We start from the raw sequence: 21,348 nt of genomic DNA, 5'->3' as shown, positions 1-21,348 counted from the left end.
AGATACTCTTTAATCAACCGCTTTATTCAAAGCAAAAACCTAAACCCTTTGACGAACAAGATTACATAGAAAAGATTAAATCAACCCATTGGGCAATGCATGACGACAGTGAAAGCGAAGAGGGAAGACTAACAGCATTTGATTCCTTTTCAACACGCAGACATTCAATAACAGAGGCATTAATTTGCTCTTGATGGTCGAGATCTACCGGGGAGAAGAAGGGCTTTCCATCAAACACTTCATCGATACCTGCAAAGTCATTCACCAGCAACCGAGCACCGCAAGCAACAGCTTGGAAAACACCCCAGCTCACCACATATGGACGCGTGAAATAACAATGAAGATCGCTACGACGGAACAACTGAACCAACTCGCCGTAATTGAGTAAGCCTGTAAAATGCAGCCTTTCTAGATCCAGCTGCCCTTCCAACTGTTCAAGCATGAATTGTTTCCAACTACCACTCGGGTGAGGGCTTGGATAACTATAAGCTGAACGATCTTTTCCAAATACAATGACATGTAACTGAGGAAACGTCTGTTGAGCAACTGCAGCAGCCCGCATGAATTCAGGAAAACCACGGAGTGGCTCCATCCCTCGCGTTCCATAGGTCAACAACAACTGATCAGATGTGAATTGCAGTGGTGATTCACGATTGGCGTTGAGAACAAGTGGATCAGCTGGAGGCCCGGGGCTGAAGAAATCAAGATCAACGCCATCAAAAACAACCTGAATACGATCCCTGATGAATGCTGGAAATTGATCCCTTTGCCAACGTGTTGGACAGACCAGCTGATCAGCCTGTGCTGCTTCCTGGAGAATAGGAATATTCCGACATTCCAGACGACAAAAATCGTTAATAGAGGGATTCAGAATCAACTCTTGGCTATTTGACGGCGTAAAGTACCACTCCAAGTAGGAAATCAAGCGAACATTAGGCAATAATGATTTCACAAAAAGGCCAAACCCCATGCCGCCGTGGCAAATCACAACATCTGGCATAAAACCTTCCTGTTTATGCAACTGATCAAGCGCACGAAGCACGGCTTGTCCCTTGAGCACAGCAAGCTCAGCCGATTGCACATAGGCATGCGTCTCAGAACCGACATCTCGATGCAGCTTAAATTGACGAAACTGAACCCGCGGAAGAACAATATTCTGGGGATTATCCGATAAACTGAGAAAATATGTCTTGCCGTTGGTATTCAAAGCAAGAGCAGGGGCAATATCCTTAAACTGACCCGGAAAGTTACCATGGATAAAAAGAAGGTTCATTCGAAACTATCCTGCATCCATTGGTAAGTACTACTTAGCTGTTGGCGCAATTGGTTTTTAATTTCAGAGGACACATTGGCAGCCTCACCACCACCAGCATAAACAGGCTTTTGCTGAGGGCATTGAACAAAACTCAAGCCAAGAAAATCAAGAATTTGTCTCCATGCAACATCAGGCTGCGCAAACAATTGCTCACTGCGCATCAACAGCAATTGTTGGTTAGAAAAAAACTGCTTAAAACGGCTGATTTGTTGCTCATACCGTCCACGACTCACATAACTATGCTGCTGATGACTTCGATGCGGTTTGCCGGTCGCTAAAACCTCATCACTATCCTCTAATCGCTGCGGCTCCGCAGCCAAAGCATCCTCCAAGCTCAATGCTTCCAGACCCAAACGCTTGCTGTGGAAATACTGAGACAAGGCGCGTTCAACCGGATCCCGCAGTACGACAATCAACTTGGTCCTCGGCATCACAGAGTGAATGCGCCGTGGCGCTTCCGGATGAAATAAATAATAAGGAGTTACCTCTCCACACATCTGATCACTTGTTGCCAATGCAAATTGATTTCGATACCAGTCAACACCTTGCTGCCAATGAAGCGTAAAAAAATGCTGCTCTTTCGGAGCAGCCATAAACACCTGCGGATGCTGCTTCAGCAGTTCGTACACAAACGTGGTTCCACCTTTCTGGGTGCCAATCCCGAGAAAGTCTGGAAGTCTCACGACTGGGCCAGTGCTGCCATCAAACTTCCCATTTCCAGAGCCTGTAAGCCGTAACTCCAGCCCAAATTACTTTTAATCCCTGCTCTCTCCAGAGCCTGCTGCATGGTGTCTGTCGTCAACACACCAAAAATCACCGGAACACCCGACTCGCGCGCCACAGTTGCGATCCCCTTACTGGCTTCGGCAACAACAACATCAAAGTGAGGCGTATCTCCACGAATCACAGCGCCAAGCGTAATCACCACCTGATAACGACCACTTTGTGCAAGGTTCTGAGCAACGATGGGTAACTCAAAAGAACCGGGAACCCAAGCAACATCCAGCTGAGAGCTGGTCTCTGCTGTATCAATGCCATGCCTTGACAGACAATCAAGACATCCACTGAGCAGCTTCGACGTCACCAGATCGTTGAATCGCGCCACCACAACAGCGATGCGCAGATCCGCAGTGTCGGTGAACCGCCCTTCAAACGTCGTCATCGATCACAGCCGGAATTGACTGATCTTCGCACTCGGGGCTCTTCACAGAAGAGCCATCACACCACGAAGAAGCTGACCCCCCAGTTCAGCAGCACCAGCGCGACCCACACAGCACTACCCAAAAGAATCAGACGATTGGAACGACCACTATCTTCCGAGGAGGCATAAAGCACCGGAACAGCCACGATCAAGGCAAAAGACATCACCACCAGGGCCAGCACGGTGAGAGTGTTCAGGAACTGCATGGGATGGTCCGGCCACCAAAGCTGGAGCGCATCCTCCCATGGACTGGCCCATCGCCGGGCAGGATGCATCCATTCGGTTTACAGGCTGTGACCCCGATCCGGCTGGTTTGCCACGCACCCGGCGCCCCTGGTCTGCGTTGGCTGGGGCTGGGGCCAGATCTTCGTCCCAGCAGGGCACTGCTGAAGCTGCAACGTCTGTTCGACCGTCATGCAACCTGGGCCCGTGGTCGCAGCTTTGATCAGCTGCGGCGGCTGCTGGCCGGCAGCACTGCTGTCGTCAGCCTCTGGCGCGGCAAACGCCTGGTGGCCTTCGGGCGGGCCACATCCGATGGCTTCAGTCGCGCCGTGCTGTGGGACATCGTGGTGGCCGGCGACCTGCAGGGTCGGGGCTTTGGTCGACGGATTGTGGAGGAGCTGCTGCACACCCCGTCTGTCGCTGGCGTTGAACGGATTTATCTGATGACCACCAACAGCGCCGGGTTCTATCGCCAACTTGGGTTCCGCGATGCCGACCCGCAGCAACTCCTGGTGCTGAAGCGTTGAGCCATGCCCTTTGATCGCCAACGCCGGCTTGTTTTTCTGCACATTCCCAAAACCGCCGGCAGCTCCGTGGAGCAGGCCCTCAACCTGTTCGGACCCTGGCAACAGGAAAATCTGCACACCGGCTTTGGATTGATTCAGAGCCGCGACCTGCTGGCGCAGAACCTGTCCAGCAACTTTCTGCAGCACCTCACCTTGACGGAGCTCGAGAAGTTGTTTCCCGATGTTGTGAAGGACGCGGTGTTGTTCAGCGTGGTAAGGGATCCTTGGCGGCGGTTGCTCTCATCCTTTCGCAATCCAGATCCCGATCTGGTGGCGTACTACCACTGGCGTACCCAAGGCGATCTCCATCAACTCAGCCTCGAGCAATACATCGATATCGCTCGATGGTTGCCCCATCCGCACCTACGTCCGCAACTGGACACCCTGGTGAGCCAACCAGGCGGCACTCAACCCGACAGGCGAATCCACGTTTTTCGCCAGGAGCAGCTGCAGAAACTCGAACACTGGCTGCAACAGCACGTCGACCCGGTGATTCGATTGGGGCAAGACAACCCAGCCCGCAGGCCCTTACCCGAGCTCCCCGAGGCTGACTTTCAAGCACTGGAGCAACAGGTGCGTTGGCTGTACGCCAGCGATGCCCATGCCTTTGGCTACCCCCTGACATGTTCATCGCCAGATGAACCGGCTCGTTTGCAACGAATGGGCGACGGCAGCTGATCACCTTTACGATCACGATTCAATCCCAGTGAGGCTGTGCCTGGACCCTCCGACGACCCAACGGAGATCGCTCTTCAGGGCAACCTTTTCTCAGACGCTGAACCAACGGTTTCCGCAACCGGCGTCGAGCCTTCGACAGCCTGTGAAGCATTCAGCGATATGGAGCTCACCGCCGACGCTGCATCCCGACCGCGCCGGCGTGCACCAGCCGATCACAACGCTGCAGATCACGACAGCAACACCGACGAGAGCAGCGATAACAGCGACGATCCGGCCTGGGCACATCACAGCCAGGTTGATCCGCAGCAGCTCACACCCATGCTGCGTCACTACGTGGAGCTCAAGGCCGCCCATCCCGAACGGGTGCTGCTCTACCGGCTGGGGGATTTCTTTGAGTGCTTCTTTGAAGACGCCATCACCCTGTCGCGGCTGCTGGAACTCACCCTCACCGGCAAGGAGGGCGGCAAGGCCGTTGGTCGTGTACCGATGGCCGGCATTCCCCACCATGCCGCTGAGCGCTATTGCGGAGAGCTGATCCGCCGCGGCTTCAGTGTGGCCCTCTGCGACCAGCTGGAAACCACCCCGGCAAAGGGGGCTCTGCTCAAGCGCGACATCACTCGGGTGCTCACCCCCGGCACCGTGCTGGAGGAGGGCATGCTCAGCTCCCGCCGCAACAACTGGCTGGCGGCGGTGGTGATCGAGCCAGCCCACAGAGATGAGCCATTCCGCTGGGGCCTGGCCAGCGCTGATGTGAGCACCGGCGAGGTGCAGGTGATGCAGCGGCAGGACAGCGACGCCTTGCACCAGCAACTGGCTCAGCTAGGGGCTGCCGAACTGCTCAGCAGCACACCCGAGAGCAACCCCGCCTGGTGCCCCGACCAGCTGCGGCTGACTTCAGTCGCCAGTACCCCTTTCAGCCGCCCTGCAGCCGAAGCGGCCCTGCTGCGCCACTACAAACTCGCCAACCTGGATGGCCTGGGGCTGCCGGAGCTACCCCTTGCCCTACGGGCGATGGGGGGTCTACTGGCCTATCTGCGCGACACCCAGCCGCTGGAGGAGAACGCCAGCGTGCCGCTGGAGGTGCCTGCGATCGTGCAACGGGGCGATGCCCTGGTGCTCGATGCCCAGACCCGCCGCAACCTGGAACTAACCGCCACCCAGCGTGATGGGTCCCTGCAGGGATCACTGCTCTGGGCGATCGACCGCACCCTCACCGCCATGGGGGGCCGCTGCCTGCGCCGCTGGCTCGAAGCACCACTGATGGATCTCGATGCCATCCGTCAACGCCAGCAGCTGGTGAGCACCCTGGTGGAACAACGCAACCTGCGCCAGGCGCTGCGGCGGTTGCTGCGGCCGATGGGGGATCTGGAACGGCTGGCGGGACGGGCCGGCGCCGGCCATGCCGGCGCCCGTGACCTGGTGGCCATTGCCGACGGCCTGGAGCGACTGCCGCAACTGGCCGCCCGCCTGGAGGGCACCATCATCAGAGGTCCCGACTGGCTCGACGACCTGCTGCAGCCCGACCCAGCACTGCAGGATCTTGCCAGCAGCATCCGTCACACCCTGCTGGAGAGCCCACCCCTGTCGCTCAGTGAAGGGGGACTGATCCACGACGGTGTTGACCCGCTGCTCGATGGTCTGCGCAACCAGCTGGATGACCAGGACGCCTGGCTCAGTCAGCAGGAGAAACAGGAGCGCCAGCGTTCCGGCAACAGCAACCTGCGGCTGCAGTACCACCGCACCTTCGGCTACTTCCTGGCGGTGAGCAAAGCCAAGGCCAGCGCCGTGCCTGACCACTGGATCCGTCGCCAGACCCTGGCCAACGAAGAGCGCTTCATCACCCCGGCCCTGAAAGAACGGGAGGGGCGCATCTTCCAGCTGCGGGCCCGCGCCTGCCAACGCGAATACGAACTGTTCTGCACCTTGCGGGAGCAGGTGGGTGCCCTGGCGGCATCGATCCGCCGCGCTGCCCGGGCCGTTGCCGGCCTTGATGCCCTGACCGGCCTTGCGGATACGGCCGCCAGCGGGGCTTACTGCGCACCGGAGTTGGTGGAGGGCCGTGCGTTATCCCTCAGCGAGGCCCGCCACCCGGTGGTGGAGCAGCTGCTGGTGGAGACCCGCTTCACCGCCAACGACGTCCATCTCGGCAGTGGCACTGATCTGGTGGTGCTCACCGGCCCCAACGCCAGCGGCAAGAGCTGCTATCTGCGACAGATCGGCCTGATTCAACTGCTGGCCCAGATCGGCAGCTGGGTACCAGCGGCCAAGGCCCGCATCGGCATCGCTGATCGGATCTTCACCCGCGTTGGCGCCGTGGACGACCTAGCCGCCGGCCAGTCCACCTTCATGGTGGAAATGGCCGAAACCGCCAACATCCTTCACCACGCCACGGAACTCTCCCTGGTGCTGCTGGATGAGATCGGCCGGGGCACCGCCACCTTCGACGGCCTCTCGATCGCCTGGGCGGTGAGCGAACACCTGGCCGGCGATTTACGGGCACGCACCGTGTTCGCCACCCATTACCACGAGCTCAACAACCTGGCGAACGAACGCGCCAACGTGGCCAACTTCCAGGTGCTGGTGGAGGAAACCGGCGACGACCTCCTCTTCCTGCACCGGGTGAGCCAAGGCGGTGCCAGCCGCAGCTACGGCATTGAAGCGGCCCGCCTGGCCGGGGTGCCCACCCCCGTCGTGCAGCGGGCCCGGCAAGTGCTGGATCAGATCGAGGCCGCGGCCTAGCCCGCCATCTTCTGGCGCAGCTGCTTGATCCGGTCCCGCAGGTTGGCGGCATCTTCGAAGTCCAGCTTTTTGGCCGCCTCCTTCATCTTCCCTTCCAGCTGATCAATCAGCTCCGGCAGCGCCTCTAGCGCCAGGCCGGCATCAGGGTCCTCCTCCAGCGCCTGGGCGGCCTTGCCGGCCACCTGCACCAGATCAGCATCGGGGCCGTCCTGCTTGAGCTTCCGCGATAGCTCCAGGAAGCTGAGGATCGAGTTGCTGGCCTTCTTGCCCGCCGCTGTCGGCACGATGCCGTGCTTCTCGTTGTAAGTCTGCTGGATCTTGCGGCGGCGCTCCGTTTCAGAGATGGCCTTGGCCATCGATTCAGTCATGTTGTCGGCGTACAGCAGAGCCACTCCCTCCACATGGCGAGCGGCCCGGCCGATGGTCTGAATCAATGAGCGTTCAGCCCGCAGAAACCCTTCCTTATCCGCATCCAGGATCGCCACCAGGCTCACCTCGGGCAGGTCCAGACCCTCCCGCAGCAGGTTCACGCCCACCAGCACGTCGTATTCGCCGAGGCGCAGGTCCTGAATGATCTCGATCCGCTCAATCGAGTGGATCTCCGAGTGCAGGTAACGCACCCGCACCTCATTTTCGGCCAGATAATCGGTGAGGTCCTCCGCCATCCGCTTGGTGAGAGTGGTCACCAGCACCCGCTGCTGTTTGCTGGCCCGGTCGCGGATCTCCCCCAGCAGGTCGTCCACCTGCCCCGTCGTGGGCCGCACCTCCACGATCGGATCGAGCACACCCGTGGGGCGGATCACCTGCTGGGCTACTTCACCCCCACTCACCTCCAGCTCCCAGTTCCCCGGCGTGGCGCTCACAAACACGGTTTGATGTGCCTTCTCCCAGAACTCCTCACCCTTCAACGGCCGGTTGTCCGCCGCACTGGGCAAACGAAAGCCATGCTCAATCAGCACCTTCTTGCGGGCCTGATCGCCGTTGTACATCGCCTGCAGCTGCGAGCAGGTGACGTGGCTTTCATCCACGATCAGCAGCCAGTCCTTGGGGAAATAATCGATCAGGCATTCCGGTGGGGTGCCCTCCTCCCGGCCAGCCAGATGGCGGGCGTAGTTCTCCACCCCGTTGCAGTAGCCCACCTGCCCCAGCATCTCCAGGTCGTACTTGGTGCGCTGCTCCAGCCGCTGCGCCTCCAGCAACTTGCCCTCGCCATTGAGGAAATCAAGCCGATCCCGCAGTTCCTGGCGGATTTCGCCGATCGCTGAATCCAAACGATCCTTGGGCGTCACGAAGTGTTTGGCCGGATAGATGTTCACCGTCTCCAGGCTCTGGAGGATCTCGCCGGTGGTGGGGTCCACATAACGAATGGCCTCCACCTCATCACCGAACAGCTCGATCCGCACCAACCGGTCTTCGTAGGCAGGGCCGATCTCCAGCACATCCCCCTTCATGCGGAAACGGCCACGGGCGATTTCGGTGTCGTTGCGGCTGTACTGATTGTTCACCAGCTCCCGCAGCTGGCTGCGGATGTTGAGGGTCTCTCCCACCTCGAATTTCACCGCTGCCTTGAGGTATTCACTCGGAATCCCCAGGCCGTAGATGCAGCTGATGGACGCCACCACAATCACGTCCCGGCGTTCGAACAGCGACCGCGTCGCTGAATGACGCAGCATGTCGATCTCCTCGTTGATCGACGCTGTTTTGGCGATGTAGGTGTCGCTGACCGGAACGTAAGCCTCCGGCTGGTAGTAGTCGTAATAGGAGATGAAGTACTCAACGGCGTTCTCAGGGAAAAACTCCCGAAGCTCATTGCAGAGCTGCGCCGCCAACGTCTTGTTATGGGCGAGCACCAGGGCCGGCCGTCCGGTCTGGGCAATCACGTTCGCCATCGTGAACGTCTTGCCTGTGCCCGTGGCCCCCAGCAGGGTCTGGTAGCGCTCGCCGCCATTGACTCCCTGCACCAGCTGCTTGATCGCCGTCGGCTGATCACCTTTGGGGGTGTATGGAGCAGTTAGGTCGTAGGCAGGCATGAAAGAGCTGAGCCGACCGGGCGGTGGCTCAGCCTATGTGGATCCGTTCAGCTCCGGTGTTCAGACGCGGGCAGTGACTGCAGCGCTGAGGGCATCTCGCAGACCCCGAACCACCGCCACCATGGCCAGCTCGTCGTTGAGGCGGTTCACCGCCGAGCCAACACCAACGCCGGCGGCACCGGCGGCGATCGCCATCGGCACGGTGACCGCCGACAGGCCGGAGGCACACAGCACCGGCGCTGCAGCCACACGGCTGATGCTGTGGGCCGCCGCCAGGGTGGGGGCTGCCTTCTCGATCAGGCCGAGGCTGCCGGCGCTGAAGGGCTTGGCGCTGGTGCCGCCTTCGGTTTGGATCAGGTCGGCACCGGCGGCCACCAGATCAATCGCCAGCTGTTCCTGCTGATCCATCGCTAACACGTGGGGCACGGTGACGCTCAGAACCACCTCCGGCAGCAGCTCCCGGGTGCGGCGGGTGAGCTCGAGCACCTCCGCAGCACCGAAGATCCTGCCCTGGGGATAAAAGGCATCGAAGTTGCCGATCTCCACCATCACTGCGCCGGCAGCGACAGCGGCGGGGAACTGTTCCGGCTCCACCGCCGAAACACACACCGGCACACCACCGGAGGCCTCGATTGCCAGCTTTACCAATTCGGCGTCGCAGGCCACATCAATCAAATCCGCCCCGCCATGCCCCGCGGCACGGGCCACCCGGGCGACGCTGGCGGCGTCGAAATTCATCAGGCCGGCGATCACCTTGAGGGTGGACCGCTGCTCGAGGCTGCGCTGCAGAGCGGCGGGCAGCTGCTGGAGACGGGACATGGGGACTGGACAGCGATCCCTTGATTCTCACACCGTGGGGGAACAACGCCCACTCGCTTTGGCCTGGAGCCCCTGGCACGACCGTCTGCACCGGCGGCTGCATCAGCATCCGCAGCTGCTGCCGCAGCGGCAACCGCTGCTGCTGGCGGTGTCCGGCGGCCAGGACTCCATGGCCCTGCTGGTGCTGCTGCAGGAGCTGCAGCGGCTGCATCACTGGCCGCTGAACATCTGGCACGGCGACCACGGCTGGCATTCCGGGTCAGCGGTGATCGCGGCTGACCTGCGCAGCTGGTGCCAACAGCGGGACCTACCCATTCAGGTGGATCAAGCACCACAGGGCAGCACCGCCAGCGAAGCCAGCGCCCGCCATTGGCGCTACAGCCAACTCCAGCAGCGGGCCGAAGAGCTGGGGGCCGATGTGGTGACGGGCCACACCGCCAGCGACCGGGCGGAAACACTTCTGCTGCAACTGGCCCGCGGCACGGACCTGGCCGGCCTCGGCGCCCTGCGCCCCGTTCGGCCTCTCTTCAACGACAGCCCTGACGGTGCTCAGCTGCGGCGGCCCCTGCTGGGCTTCAGCCGCGCCGACACCGCCGCGGTGTGCCGAGATCTGCAGGTTCCGATCTGGCATGACCCCAGCAACCAATCGCCAGCCTTCGCCCGCAACAGGATCCGGGCTGAGGTGCTGCCCGTGCTGGAGCAGCTCCACCCCGGCTGCAGCCAACGGATGGCCAACCTGGCGGAACGAACGTCCCAGCTGCGGGACACCCAGCAGGAGTTGAGCCAACTGGCCCTCCAGCCGCTGCGCACCAGCACCGGCCTGGATCGTCGCCGGTTGGGGGCCCTGCAACCCTCCACCCGCCGCCAACTGCTGGTGATCTGGCTGGCGCAGCAGGGGGTTACTGCACTCAACGCCGCCCTGCTGGAGCAGCTCACGGACCGACTGGCCCTCAGTGCAGCGGGCGGCAGCTGCGATCTCCCCGGAGGCTGGAGGCTGCAATGGCAGGGGGACAACCTCAGCCTGCAGCCGCCCGCAGCAGGGCATTGACCGCCGCAGCCACCAGTCCCGCCCCACCGCGGCTGCCCTCCAGACGGATCTGAGCCAGGCCGCTCTCAGCCAGATGGCGTTTGCTTTCAGCCACCCCGACAAACCCCACCGGCATGCCGATCACCAGGCTGGGAGATAGCGCTCCAGCAGCCACCTGCTCCAGCAGCACCTCCAGGGCCGTGGGGGCGCTACCGATCAACACCAGCGGTGCAGGACCGACCGCTGACAGCTCCCTCCAGGCCTGCTCCATCCCCGCTGCCGTACGCGTCGACCCCAGCGGCGCTTGATCCGGGGCCCACTCCAGCACCGTGCGCACCGTCGTTTGCAACGTGCGCTTGGCCATCGGCGCCACCGCCGCCGCAGCCATGGCCGTGTCCGTGAGGATTGGAGCTCCCTGCTGCAGGGCCGTCAGACCCGCTTCACAGGCGCCGGGGCTGAACCGCAGTAAGGCCCCCAGGGCCAGGTCGCCGCTGCTGTGCACTAACCGCTCCAGCACCTGCTGTTGCAACAGCTCCAGATCCGTAGGACCCAGAGCCACACGGATCCGCCGGATGCTTTCAGTGAAGATCGGGTGGTCCTGGGCCATCGCCGCCATCATCGACCCATGCCGATCCATCTGATCTGGGGTGATGACGCCGCCGCGCGGGACCGGGCCATCAACGGCCTAATCGAGAAAGTGGTGGATCCCAGCTGGGCCAGCCTCAACCTCAGCCGCCTCGATGGTGCCGAGGCCGGTCAGGCGGCCCAGGCCCTCGATGAGGCCCGAACGCCGCCCTTCGCGAGCGGTGAACGCCTGGTGCTGCTGCAGCGCAGTCCCTTCTGCAATGGCTGCCCCACCGAGCTGGCGGATCGCTTCGAAGCCGCGCTGACGCTGATCCCCGACAGCAGCCATCTGGTGCTGGTCAATCCCTCCAAACCCGACGGTCGCCTTCGCACCACCAAGGCACTGCAGAAGCGCATCAAAGCCGGCCTGGACCAGGAGCAGAGTTTCCCGTTACCGGCCGTGTGGGATGGCGCCGGCCAGCGGCAGCTGGTGCAGCGCACTGCCGAAGCCCTTGGCCTCCGCCTGGAACCGGACGCCATCGATGCCCTGGTGGATGCCATCGGTACCGACAGCGCCCGGCTGGAGTCGGAACTGCGCAAGCTTTCCCTGCGGTCAATAACCATCAGCGCCGACCTGGTGGCCGAGCTCGTTGGGGGTCTCGCCACCAATGCCCTGCAGGTGGGGGATGCCCTGCTGGAGGGCAACCCCGGCGACGCCATCGCCCGCTGGGATGCCCTGATCGAAGCCGGTGAACCGGCCCTGCGCATCGTGGCCACCCTCAGCGGGCAGATCCGCGGCTGGCTCTGGGTGAGCCTGATGGAGCAGCAGGGCGAACGGGATGTGGCGGTGATCGCCAAGGCCGCTGGCATCGGCAACCCCAAACGGATCTATGTGATGCGCAAGCAGCTGCAGGGCCGGCCACCCCAGCGCTTCCTCTCCCTGCTGGGGCGGCTGCTGGAGGTGGAAGCCCGGCTGAAACGGGGTAGCCAGCCCGGTGATGCCTTCCGTGATGGGCTGCTGGGGTGACCCAGCAAACTGGCCAGCCAGTAACCTGGCCCACAGGACGGGGGTTGTTGCGCCATGAAAACCACCATCGATCTCCCCGACGCCCTGATCCAGCAAGCCAAGCAACGGGCCCTGCAGCAGAAGCGCACCCTCAAGGATCTGATTGCCGATTACATCCGCCAGGGACTGAAGGGCACGTCACTCAGCGCCATGCCCGCTGCATCCAGCCTGGTGGAAACCGATGCGACGGGTCTCCCTCTGATTCGATCCACCAGCGCTCCGACCGTGCACACCGTGCCGAACGCGCTTCAGCTCGAGCAGGACCTGCTCCAGACCCACGAGCTCACCGATCACCACACCTGGGATGACGGCCACCCTGATTGACACGAATGTGTGGCTGGCAATCAGCTTCGACGCCCATCCGGGCCATGCCCTGGCCCGCCAAGCCTTTCAAGACAGTCCAGGCTCCGATCACTGGCTGTGGTGCCGCGCCACCCAGCAGAGCTATCTGCGGTTGATGGCAACACCAGCTCTGCATAGCGCTTATGGCTCCCCGGCGCTCAGCAACCGCGATGCCCGAGCCTCAATGGAGATCCTGTTAGCCCATCCCAGAATTCTGGTGGCTGATGAGCCTGCAGAGGTGAGCGACCTCTGGCTGCAGCTGGCGGATCATCAGCGTCCTGCCCCAAAACTGTGGATGGATGCCTACCTGGCCGCCGTGGCGATCCAAGGTGGCTGGCGGCTGCTCAGCTTCGACCGGGATTTCGAGCGCTTCTGCAATGCAGGCCTGCAGCTCACTCCCCTGCGCTGACGGGAGGCCTCGGCCTCGGTGAGACAATCGCCAGCGATATGAAGCGGCATAAATGGCCCTCCTGGTGCAGAAGTTCGGCGGCACCTCCGTCGGCAGTGTCGAGCGCATCCAGGCGGTCGCCGAGCGGATCAGCCGCAGCCGCGAGGAGGGCCACGACGTGGTGGTGGTGGTGTCGGCCATGGGCCACACCACCGATGAACTCACCGGACTGGCGGCCGCCATCACCGACACCCCACAGCAACGGGAGATGGACATGCTGCTGGCCAGCGGCGAGCAGGTGTCCATTGCCCTGCTGGCCATGGCCCTGAACCAACAAGGGGTTGCTGCTGTCTCGATGACAGGGCCCCAGGTGGGCATCGTGACCGAATCCACTCACGGCCGGGCCCGCATCCTCGAGATCCGCACCGATCGCATCCGCGGCCACTTGGCCGATGGCCGTGTGGTGGTGGTGGCCGGCTTCCAGGGCACCAGCAGCGGCATTGGCGGTGTGGCGGAGATCACCACCTTGGGCCGCGGCGGCTCCGACACCTCCGCCGTCGCCCTGGCGGCAGCCTTGAACGCCGATGCCTGTGAGATCTACACCGATGTGCCGGGGGTGCTCAGCACCGATCCCCGCAAGGTGGCTGATGCCCAGCTGATGGATGAGATCAGCTGCGATGAAATGCTCGAGCTGGCCAGCCTCGGTGCTTCTGTGCTGCATCCCCGGGCGGTGGAGATCGCCCGCAATTACGGCGTGCTGATGGTGGTGCGCTCCAGCTGGAGCGAAGCCCCCGGCACCCGCCTCACCAGCCGCCGCGGCCGGCCGCTCAACCAGACCGGGCTCGAACTGGGCAGCCCTGTCGATGGCGTGGAGCAGATGGACCATCAAGCGGTGATCGCGCTGTCGCACATCCCCGATCAACCCGGCATTGCCGCCCGCCTGTTCGAAACCCTCTCGGGTGCTGGCATCAACGTGGATCTGATCATCCAGTCCACCCACGAGGGCAGCAGCAACGACATCACCTTCACCGTGGCGGAAGCTGATCTGGAGGCCGCCCGCAGCGTCAGCCAGACCGTGCTGGACAGCCTTGGTGGCGAGCTGGCCGCTGAAGGCGGCATGACCAAGCTGAGCATCAGTGGCGCCGGAATCATGGGGCGCCCAGGCATCGCCGCCGGCTTATTCCACTGCCTCTCACAGCAGGGCATCAACCTGCGCCTGATCGCCACGAGCGAAGTGAAGGTGAGCTGCGTGATCGATGCCGACTCCGGCCGCAAGGCGCTTCAGGCGGTGCAGGAGGCCTTCGATGTGGCGGACGCGCAGGTGGAGCTCAACCCCGATCTGAGCATTAGCGACGTGCCAGAAGTGCGCGGGGTTGCCCTCGATCGTGACCAGGCCCAGCTATCTGTCCGGCACGTACCAGACCGCCCCGGCACCGCCGCTGCCCTTTGTTCCGCCCTGGCGGAACGGGGAATCAGCCTCGATGCCATCGTCCAATCGGAGCGTCAACACACGGACGGCTCGCGTGACATCAGTTTCATCCTGCGCAAGGAGGACCGCAGCCGCGCTGATGTGGCCCTGGCACCGCTGCTGGCGCAATGGCCCGGAGCGGCATTGGAAGAGGGCGAATCAATCGCCCGGGTGAGCGCCGTCGGCGCCGGCATGCCCGCCACCCCGGGAACAGCCGGCCGGATGTTCCGTGCCCTGGCCGATGCCGGCATCAACATCGCCTTGATCGCCACCAGCGAGATCCGCACCAGCTGCGTGGTGGCCGAACAGGACGGTGTGGCAGCCCTGCAGGCCGTTCACGCCGGCTTCGGCTTGGGGGGCCAGGAGCAGCACACCGCTCAGGGCAGTGCCTCCCCCCTCGACAGCTGATCAGCGATACAACTGGAGCAACCGCTCTCAGCGCGTGGACGGCGATTTCCAGCAGCAGTACCAGAACGCCGAGAGGGCCTACGGCCTGGGCGACTACGCCGAGTCCCATCGCCTGGCCAGCGGGCTGTTGGAACAACTGGTGGATCAGCCGCAGGATCCAGAAGCTCAGGCTGCGGTTCTGGGCTGGCGGGCTTTCGTGGCACTGTTGCTTGGCCACATCGAGCTCTATGGGCACAACAACCCCTCCCAAGCGGTCGTGTTTTACCGACAGGTGCTGGTGAGCCAACCCCAGGAGACCCTGGCGGAACTGGCGCAGCAAGGGCTGGAACGCAGTCTTCAGAGCAGCTCGGTCACCAGCCAGCCGGAGCCGCATTCAGAGCTAGAACCAACTCCAGCTGATGCGTCTTCAGGGGAACCATCCCAAGCGACAACGGCTCAACAGCCACTGCCGGAGATACTGCGGGATCCGTTTCTGAAGGATCAACCCGTCGCTTCGGGCGCTCCAAACTCCTCGATCACCAGAGCAACAGCCACTGCCAGAGCAACAGCCATGCCCTGGCTGGAGTCGACAACTCCCGAACCAACTGCTCCTCCAGAGCCGACCCCTCAGCCCTCTCCTGAAGCCACACCTGAGCCAACTCCTGAACCCACACCGGAGCCAACTCCTGAACCCACGCCGGAGCCAACACCCGTACCCACAGAGATTCCCATCCTCGAAGCGGAGCTGGTGCCGGAATCCACACCAGAACCAGCGGTCACCGAGGAGGATCCCCTCGAGGTCCTGGCCGGCAGTCTTCTGCGAGTCAAGATCAACATGCCGGATCCGACAGCAGTGAAGGTCCAACAAGAACCTCCGCGGCCGTCATGGATCCAGCAGCTGCGGGCCCTGGTCGGGCGCCGCTGATCAGGCGGCCGCCGAACGGCGGCGGCGAGTACGACCAGCCGGCATCTCCGGTTCAGGTTCAGCCTTCGAAGCCACTGGCTGGCTGACAGCTGGAGCCGCGACAGCTTTTTGAACAACGGGCTTGTCCACCACAGCCGTCGCAGCTGCCGCAGGAGCAGCATTGGTACGTACGGGGGCTGGGGTGTTGCGACCCTGGCCACCACCAGCACCACCGTGGCCATTGCGGCGACCGGGTCCGCCACCACCACGGCGACCGCGAGGCGCCGGACGGTCATCGGGTTCTGCATCGGCACGACCCTTGTACACCGGCGTGCCACCGGGAGCGGGCTGCACCAGACAAAGGATCAACGGCTCCACCTGCAATTCGCGACGCATGCGACGGCCAAGGCCCACCTCCACCTCACGCTGCACACCCATCCAATCCACTTCCGGTGCCTTGCCACCGGTGTTGCGGCAGAGCTGCTTCCACTTGTTCTCCAGCACCCAGGTGACTTCACGCTCGGTCCAGAGCGACATCTTGCGGGCATCGGCGGTGGTCACCACCCCCCGCAGGTTCACCCGCGGCGGCGCCACCATCGCGCCATCGGTGCTGATCGCCGCCAGGATCGTCACCACGCCATCCTCCGCCAGCTGCTGACGCTCCTTGAGCACACGGGCGTCAACAATGCCGTTGCGGGATTGATCCAGCAGCTCAATGCCGGCCTTCACCGGATCACCCTTGCGGATCGAATCGGACGTCAGCTCCACCACATCACCGTTATCGATGATCAGGGTGTTGTTCTCCGGCACCCCCATGGCGTGACCGGTCTTGGAGTGTTGCACCAGCATCCGGTGCTCACCGTGCACGGGCACGAAGAACTTGGGCTTGGTGAGGGCGAGCATCAGCTTCTGGTCTTCCTGGAAGCCATGGCCGGACACATGAATGCCCTCGCCCTTGCCGTAGACAACCTTGGCACCGAGCATCATCAGCTTGTCGATCGTGTTCACCACGGAGATGGTGTTGCCGGGGATCGGGCTGGCCGAAAAGATGATCGTGTCCGTGGTCTTCACCCGCACCTGAGGGTGCTCACCCCTGGAAATTCGACTCAAAGCTGCCAAGGGTTCACCCTGGCTGCCGGTCATCAGCAGCAGGGTTTCACGATCAGGAACATCGTTGATCTGCTTGATCGGCACAAACAGTTCATCTGGCGCGCGCATGTAGCCCAGTTCGCGGGCTTTGGCGATCACGTTGAGCATCGATCGACCCAGCAGACCCACCTTGCGGCCATTCTTCAGGGCCAGCTCCAGGATCATCGACACCCGGTGGATCGAGCTGGCGAAGGTGGTGATGATCACCCGGCCTTCGGCAGCGGCCATGTGGCGATCGAGATTGGGGAACACCGACCGCTCAGGGGGACAGAAGCCCGGCACTTCCGCATTGGTGGAGTCACTGAACAGGCACAGCACGCCCTCTTCACCGTGATGGGCGAGGCGGGCCATGTCGAAATGCTCGCCATCGACCGGGGTGTGATCGAACTTGAAATCGCCGGTGAAAATGATGGTTCCCACCGGGGTTTTGATGGCCAGCGAGTAGCTGTCCGCCATGGAGTGAGTGTTGCGGATGAATTCCACCGAGAAGTGCTGGCCCACCTTCACCACGTCGCGGGGACTGACGGTCTGCAGCGTGGTGCGGTCGGAGACGCCGGCCTCCTCCATCTTTCCAGTGAGCATCGACAGGGCCAGACGGGGCCCGTAGATCACCGGGATGTTGAAGTGCTTGAGGTGGTGAGAGATGCCACCGATGTGGTCTTCATGACCATGAGTCACGATCATGCCGCGGATCCGCTTCTGGTTCTCCCGCAGAAAACTGGTGTCCGGCAGCACCACGTTCACGCCGTGCATGCCATCGCTGGGGAACGCCAGGCCGGCATCCACCAGCATCAGATCGTCGCCGTACTCGAACACGCAGGTGTTCTTGCCGATTTCGTGCAGTCCCCCAAGGGGAATCACCCGCAAGCAAGGCTCCTGCCCCTTCCCGGATCGTGCGTTGTTTGCCATGAAAGAAACCTGTTGAAAAAACTGTTTGCGTAAGCCGTTAAGCCGGACCGTCAGGTCTGACGAAGGGCAGCCATGGTTTGGGCAAGGGTTGATCTCATGTCGTCAGGTAAGGGAGACAAGGGTGGACGGGGATCGCCGACGGACCAGCCGTTGAGTTGAAGCGCGGCTTTGACCGGAATCGGATTGGTGGTGGCGAACAGGGCCTTGAACACAGGCTGCAGCTGTTCGTGAAGGGCAAGGGCGACGGCTGCGTCGCCCTGCATGTAGGCATCAATCATGGCGCGGATCTGGGGGCCGACCACATGACTGGCCACACTCACCACACCCACGGCTCCAACGGAGATCATCGGCAGGGTGAGGCCGTCGTCACCGCTGTAGATCGCAAGCTTCGAACTGCAGGCCAGCCGCAGGGCCGTGACCTCCTCGGTGGTGCCACTGGCGGCCTTGAAACTGACGACGTTGGGGCAGTCCATCAGCTGCGCCACCGTCTCCGGCGCCATGCTGCATCCCGTCCGCCCAGGAATGTTGTAGAGCATCAGTGGCAGTTCTGGTGCTGCCTCGGCGATGGCACGGAAATGAGCAGCCAGGCCGTCCTGAGGGGGTTTGTTGTAATACGGAACCACCACCAGCGCGCCATCGGCACCGGCGGCGGCAGCTTGCCGGGTGGCCTCGACCGCCTCAGCGGTGCAGTTGCTGCCGGTGCCAGCCAGCACCTGGGCATCCGAACCCACCGCCTCACGCACGGCCTGCAGCAACTGCAACTGCTCCTGCCAGCTCAGGGTGGGAGATTCACCGGTGGTACCGCTCACCACCAGGCCATCGGAACCCTGCTCCACAAGATGACGAGCCAAGCGTCCCGCCAGGGGAAGATCCACCGCACCCGAATCATCAAACGGCGTGACCATCGCCGTGACAACGCGGCCAAAGGGTGTGGGAGACAGGGCAGCGGGGGAAGTCATGACGGCAGCAGCAGTTCGGCGAGCTGAACGGCATTCAGGGCCGCTCCCTTGCGGATCTGATCACCGCAGAGCCACAACTCCAGAGCGTTCGGATCGCTGATGTCCTGACGGATGCGCCCCACAGCAACCGGATCCCGGCCCGTGACATCGGTGGGCATGGGGAAGCGGTTGGTGGCCGGATCCTCGATCAACTCAACGCCAGGGGCCGCGCTCAACAGAGAACGCGCCTCCTCCACCGGGAACGGCTGCTCAAATTCGATGTTGACGGCCTCGGAATGGGCCCGCAGCACCGGAACACGCACGCAGGTGGCCGTGAAACGGAGATCCGGCAGATCCATGATCTTGCGGGTCTCGTTCACCATCTTCATCTCCTCCTCGCAGTAGCTGTTGGCCTGCAGCGGAGAGTTGTGCAGGAACAGATTGAAGGCCAGTGAGTAGGGCAGCACCTCTCCTTGGGGGGTGCCTCCATCGAGCACGGTCTGCGACAGGGTTTTGAGCTCCTCCATCGCCCGGGCGCCGGCACCGCTGGCGGACTGATAGGTACTCACCACAACCCGTCGCATCGGGCGTCTAGCGGCCAGAGGCGCCAGGGCGAGGGTGAGCAGGATCGTGGTGCAGTTGGGGTTGGCGATCACCCCGTTGTGGGCCAACGCTGCATCGGGATTGACCTCCGGCACCACCAGAGGAACACCCTCTTCCATGCGGAAGGCACTGGAGTTATCCACCATCACTGCACCCGCGGCGGTGATCGCGTCACGCCACTGCCGCGACACCGACCCGCCAGCGGAGGCCAGCACAAGATCCACTCCCTCAAACGCCGCAGCGTTCACCTCCTCGAGGGTGATCGTGCGGCCGTTCCACTGCTGCGTGCTGCCGGCGGAGCGTGCCGAAGCCAGCAGCTTCAATTCAGCTACCGGAAAGTTGCGTTCCTCTAGGAGTAGAAGCAACTCCTGACCGACCGCACCACTGGCGCCGAGAACAGCAACGTTGAGGGGACGGGCTGGAAAAGACGAGGACAAGCGGGGGGTGAACGGGACAGCAGGCTGCCGGCTCAAATCGAATATGCGTCACCCGTGGAGATCGTGACGTTCACATTGGAACCGTGGCCACACCTTACCGGGAAGGGTGAATCGCCAACCGTTTCTTAAACTGTTGGGCTGGCCTGTTGTTTCTGAATTCCGCCATGAGCGCTGCCGCCTTGAAGGTGACCACCGAAAGCCGCCCCGGCAGCCGTCTGGCGGTGACCGTGACGGTCCCGGCTGAGCGCACCAAGACCAGCTACGAGGACGCGATCAACAGCCTCAGCCGCAGCATCAACCTGCCGGGGTTCCGCAAGGGCAAGGTGCCGCGGACGGTGGTGATTCAGCAGCTTGGTGCCGTACGGATCAAGGCCTCTGCCCTGGAAACCATGGTGGATGGCGCCTGGCGCGATGCCATCCAGCAGGAATCCCTCGAACCGATCAGCCAGCCGGAACTCAGCGGTGGCTTCGAAGGTCTGCTGGATTCCTTCACACCCGGCGAAGCCGTCACGATCACCCTCGAGGCGGATGTTGCCCCTACGCCCAAGCTCAAAAGCACCAAAGGGCTGAAAGCCAGCTTTGAACCGGTGGCTTACGACGCCGCCAAAGTGGACGAAATGCTGGAGGACTCCCGCAAGCAACTGGCCACGGTGGTGCCGGTCGAGGGCCGCGCAGCCGAACAGGGCGACATCGCCGTGCTCGGGTTCAAGGGCACCTACAGCGATGACGGCTCGGAGATCGAAGGCGGCAGCGCCGACTCCATGGATGTGGACCTCGAGCATGGCCGGATGATCCCCGGCTTCATCGAAGGGGTGATCGGCATGGCAGTGGGCGACAGCAAAACCGTCGACTGCCAGTTCCCGGATGACTATCCCAAGGAGGATGCCCGCGGCCGCAAGGCGGCCTTCGAGATCGAGCTAAAGGACCTCAAAACCCGCGAGCTGCCGGAGCTGAATGACGCCTTCGCCAAGCAGGCCAGCGAACAGGAGACCCTGGCGGAGCTGCGTCAGGAGCTGGAACAACGGCTCAAGGACGACGCCGAACGTCGCCAGACCAGCAACCGCCGCGATGCCCTGATTGGCGCCTTGGTGGAGCAGTTGGAAGTGGAACTGCCAGAGGCCCTGATCCAACAGGAGAGCCGCAATCTGCTGGAGCAGACCGCTGCACAGTTCGCCCAGCAGGGCATGGATGTGAAATCGCTGTTCACCCCAGACCTGGTGCGCAACCTGATGCAGAATTCACGGCCCGAAGCCGAGGAGCGTCTGCGCCGCAGCTTTGCCCTCACCGCTCTGGCGGAAGCCGAAGGGATCTCGGTGGAGGACGACGCCGTGGACGCCAAGATCAAAGAGGTGAAAAAAGAGCTGGCTGCAGACGCCAAGATCGACCCGCAGCGCCTGCGCCAGGCGGTGATGGATGACTTGATTCAGGAGCAGCTGATGAGCTGGCTGGAGGAGAACAGCACGCTCACCGAACAGGCACCGGCGGCGGATGATGCCGACGACGCCGAGAAGCCAGCTGCCAAGAAAAAGCCCGCCGCGAAGAAGAAAACGCCCGCCAAGTCCAAAACGGACGCCGAGGCTTGAACAGGGCCCATAG

The 21,348-nt window shown here is 62.6% G+C and carries 20 protein-coding genes; 10 read left to right on the top strand and 10 right to left on the bottom strand.

The window, feature by feature from the left end:
• Nucleotides 1-61 precede the first annotated feature (61 nt).
• Genes TX72_RS12915 through psbZ form a run of 4 tightly spaced genes read right to left on the bottom strand, consistent with a single transcriptional unit; the run spans nt 62 to nt 2,722 of the window.
• A complete protein-coding gene (locus TX72_RS12915; RefSeq protein ID WP_011126962.1) occupies nt 62-1,273 on the bottom strand; it encodes a glycosyltransferase family 4 protein in 1,212 nt (403 codons plus the stop codon).
• Entirely contained in the window at nt 1,270-1,998 is a 729-nt protein-coding gene (locus TX72_RS00410) for a sulfotransferase domain-containing protein (RefSeq protein WP_011126961.1), read from the bottom strand. Before TX72_RS00410 ends, TX72_RS12915 begins: the two co-directional genes overlap by 4 nt.
• On the bottom strand, nt 1,995-2,477 hold the full coding sequence (gene ribH / locus TX72_RS00405; protein ID WP_011126960.1) for a 6,7-dimethyl-8-ribityllumazine synthase: 483 nt from the start codon (nt 2,475-2,477) through the stop codon (nt 1,995-1,997). The genes TX72_RS00410 and ribH overlap by 4 nt, the downstream gene beginning before the upstream one ends.
• A gap of 56 nt (nt 2,478-2,533) precedes the next feature.
• Nucleotides 2,534-2,722, bottom strand: a complete 189-nt coding sequence (gene psbZ, locus TX72_RS00400) for a photosystem II reaction center protein PsbZ (RefSeq protein WP_042504053.1) — start codon at nt 2,720-2,722, stop codon at nt 2,534-2,536.
• 87 nt (nt 2,723-2,809) lie between these two features.
• On the opposite strand from psbZ, the gene TX72_RS00395 reads away from it, so the two are divergent.
• The 3 genes from TX72_RS00395 to mutS are packed head-to-tail and all read left to right on the top strand — an operon-like array spanning nt 2,810 to nt 6,721.
• On the top strand, nt 2,810-3,265 hold the full coding sequence (locus tag TX72_RS00395) for a GNAT family N-acetyltransferase (protein ID WP_042504050.1): 456 nt from the start codon (nt 2,810-2,812) through the stop codon (nt 3,263-3,265).
• 3 nt (nt 3,266-3,268) lie between these two features.
• On the top strand, nt 3,269-3,982 hold the full coding sequence (locus TX72_RS00390; RefSeq protein ID WP_011126957.1) for a sulfotransferase family 2 domain-containing protein: 714 nt from the start codon (nt 3,269-3,271) through the stop codon (nt 3,980-3,982).
• Between the two features lie 36 nt (nt 3,983-4,018).
• Nucleotides 4,019-6,721: a DNA mismatch repair protein MutS gene (gene mutS / locus TX72_RS00385; protein WP_011126956.1), complete on the top strand. Its 2,703-nt coding sequence runs from the start codon at nt 4,019-4,021 to the stop codon at nt 6,719-6,721.
• Here the strand turns inward: mutS and uvrB are convergent.
• The gene (gene uvrB / locus TX72_RS00380; RefSeq protein ID WP_011126955.1) at nt 6,718-8,751 is read right to left on the bottom strand and encodes an excinuclease ABC subunit UvrB; all 2,034 of its coding nucleotides are present in this window, start codon (nt 8,749-8,751) and stop codon (nt 6,718-6,720) included. The two genes, mutS and uvrB, sit on opposite strands and share 4 nt — an antisense overlap.
• A gap of 60 nt (nt 8,752-8,811) precedes the next feature.
• On the bottom strand, nt 8,812-9,570 hold the full coding sequence (locus TX72_RS00375) for a DUF561 domain-containing protein (RefSeq protein ID WP_011126954.1): 759 nt from the start codon (nt 9,568-9,570) through the stop codon (nt 8,812-8,814).
• Here TX72_RS00375 and tilS point away from each other — a divergent pair.
• Entirely contained in the window at nt 9,569-10,618 is a 1,050-nt protein-coding gene (gene tilS / locus TX72_RS00370) for a tRNA lysidine(34) synthetase TilS (RefSeq protein WP_011126953.1), read from the top strand. The genes TX72_RS00375 and tilS overlap by 2 nt on opposite strands.
• Here tilS and TX72_RS00365 read toward each other — a convergent pair.
• Complete coding sequence (locus TX72_RS00365; RefSeq protein ID WP_011126952.1) at nt 10,587-11,213, bottom strand: precorrin-8X methylmutase; 627 nt, start codon at nt 11,211-11,213, stop codon at nt 10,587-10,589. The genes tilS and TX72_RS00365 overlap by 32 nt on opposite strands.
• A 9-nt stretch (nt 11,214-11,222) precedes the next feature.
• On the opposite strand from TX72_RS00365, the gene holA reads away from it, so the two are divergent.
• Genes holA through TX72_RS14565 form a run of 5 tightly spaced genes read left to right on the top strand, consistent with a single transcriptional unit; the run spans nt 11,223 to nt 15,737 of the window.
• Entirely contained in the window at nt 11,223-12,188 is a 966-nt protein-coding gene (gene holA, locus TX72_RS00360) for a DNA polymerase III subunit delta (protein WP_011126951.1), read from the top strand.
• Between the two features lie 54 nt (nt 12,189-12,242).
• On the top strand, nt 12,243-12,551 hold the full coding sequence (locus TX72_RS00355) for a hypothetical protein (RefSeq protein ID WP_011126950.1): 309 nt from the start codon (nt 12,243-12,245) through the stop codon (nt 12,549-12,551).
• Nucleotides 12,532-12,978 carry a TA system VapC family ribonuclease toxin gene (locus tag TX72_RS00350; protein WP_011126949.1) on the top strand — a complete coding sequence of 149 codons (447 nt, stop codon included), beginning with the start codon at nt 12,532-12,534 and terminating at the stop codon, nt 12,976-12,978. Before TX72_RS00355 ends, TX72_RS00350 begins: the two co-directional genes overlap by 20 nt.
• 52 nt (nt 12,979-13,030) lie before the next feature.
• Nucleotides 13,031-14,833 (top strand): aspartate kinase, encoded by a 1,803-nt coding sequence (locus tag TX72_RS00345; protein ID WP_011126948.1) that lies wholly within the window; start codon nt 13,031-13,033, stop codon nt 14,831-14,833.
• A complete protein-coding gene (locus tag TX72_RS14565) occupies nt 14,811-15,737 on the top strand; it encodes a hypothetical protein (protein WP_011126947.1) in 927 nt (308 codons plus the stop codon). The genes TX72_RS00345 and TX72_RS14565 overlap by 23 nt, the downstream gene beginning before the upstream one ends.
• On the opposite strand, the gene TX72_RS00335 is transcribed toward TX72_RS14565, so the two are convergent.
• From TX72_RS00335 to TX72_RS00325, 3 genes are read right to left on the bottom strand one after another with little or no spacing between them, the layout of a single operon-like run.
• Nucleotides 15,738-17,774: a ribonuclease J gene (locus TX72_RS00335; protein ID WP_011126946.1), complete on the bottom strand. Its 2,037-nt coding sequence runs from the start codon at nt 17,772-17,774 to the stop codon at nt 15,738-15,740.
• 50 nt (nt 17,775-17,824) lie between these two features.
• Nucleotides 17,825-18,733, bottom strand: coding sequence for a 4-hydroxy-tetrahydrodipicolinate synthase (dapA, locus tag TX72_RS00330; RefSeq protein WP_011126945.1), 909 nt, complete (start codon nt 18,731-18,733; stop codon nt 17,825-17,827).
• Nucleotides 18,730-19,752 carry an aspartate-semialdehyde dehydrogenase gene (locus TX72_RS00325; RefSeq protein ID WP_042504046.1) on the bottom strand — a complete coding sequence of 341 codons (1,023 nt, stop codon included), beginning with the start codon at nt 19,750-19,752 and terminating at the stop codon, nt 18,730-18,732. Before TX72_RS00325 ends, dapA begins: the two co-directional genes overlap by 4 nt.
• A gap of 164 nt (nt 19,753-19,916) precedes the next feature.
• Between TX72_RS00325 and tig the strand changes: the two genes are divergently transcribed.
• A complete protein-coding gene (tig, locus tag TX72_RS00320; RefSeq protein ID WP_011126943.1) occupies nt 19,917-21,335 on the top strand; it encodes a trigger factor in 1,419 nt (472 codons plus the stop codon).
• Nucleotides 21,336-21,348 lie beyond the last annotated feature (13 nt).

This window comes from Parasynechococcus marenigrum WH 8102, assembly GCF_000195975.1.
In the GTDB taxonomy this organism is placed as follows: Bacteria; Cyanobacteriota; Cyanobacteriia; order PCC-6307; family Cyanobiaceae; genus Parasynechococcus; species Parasynechococcus marisnigri.
This window is presented reverse-complemented; position numbering and strand designations above follow the sequence as displayed.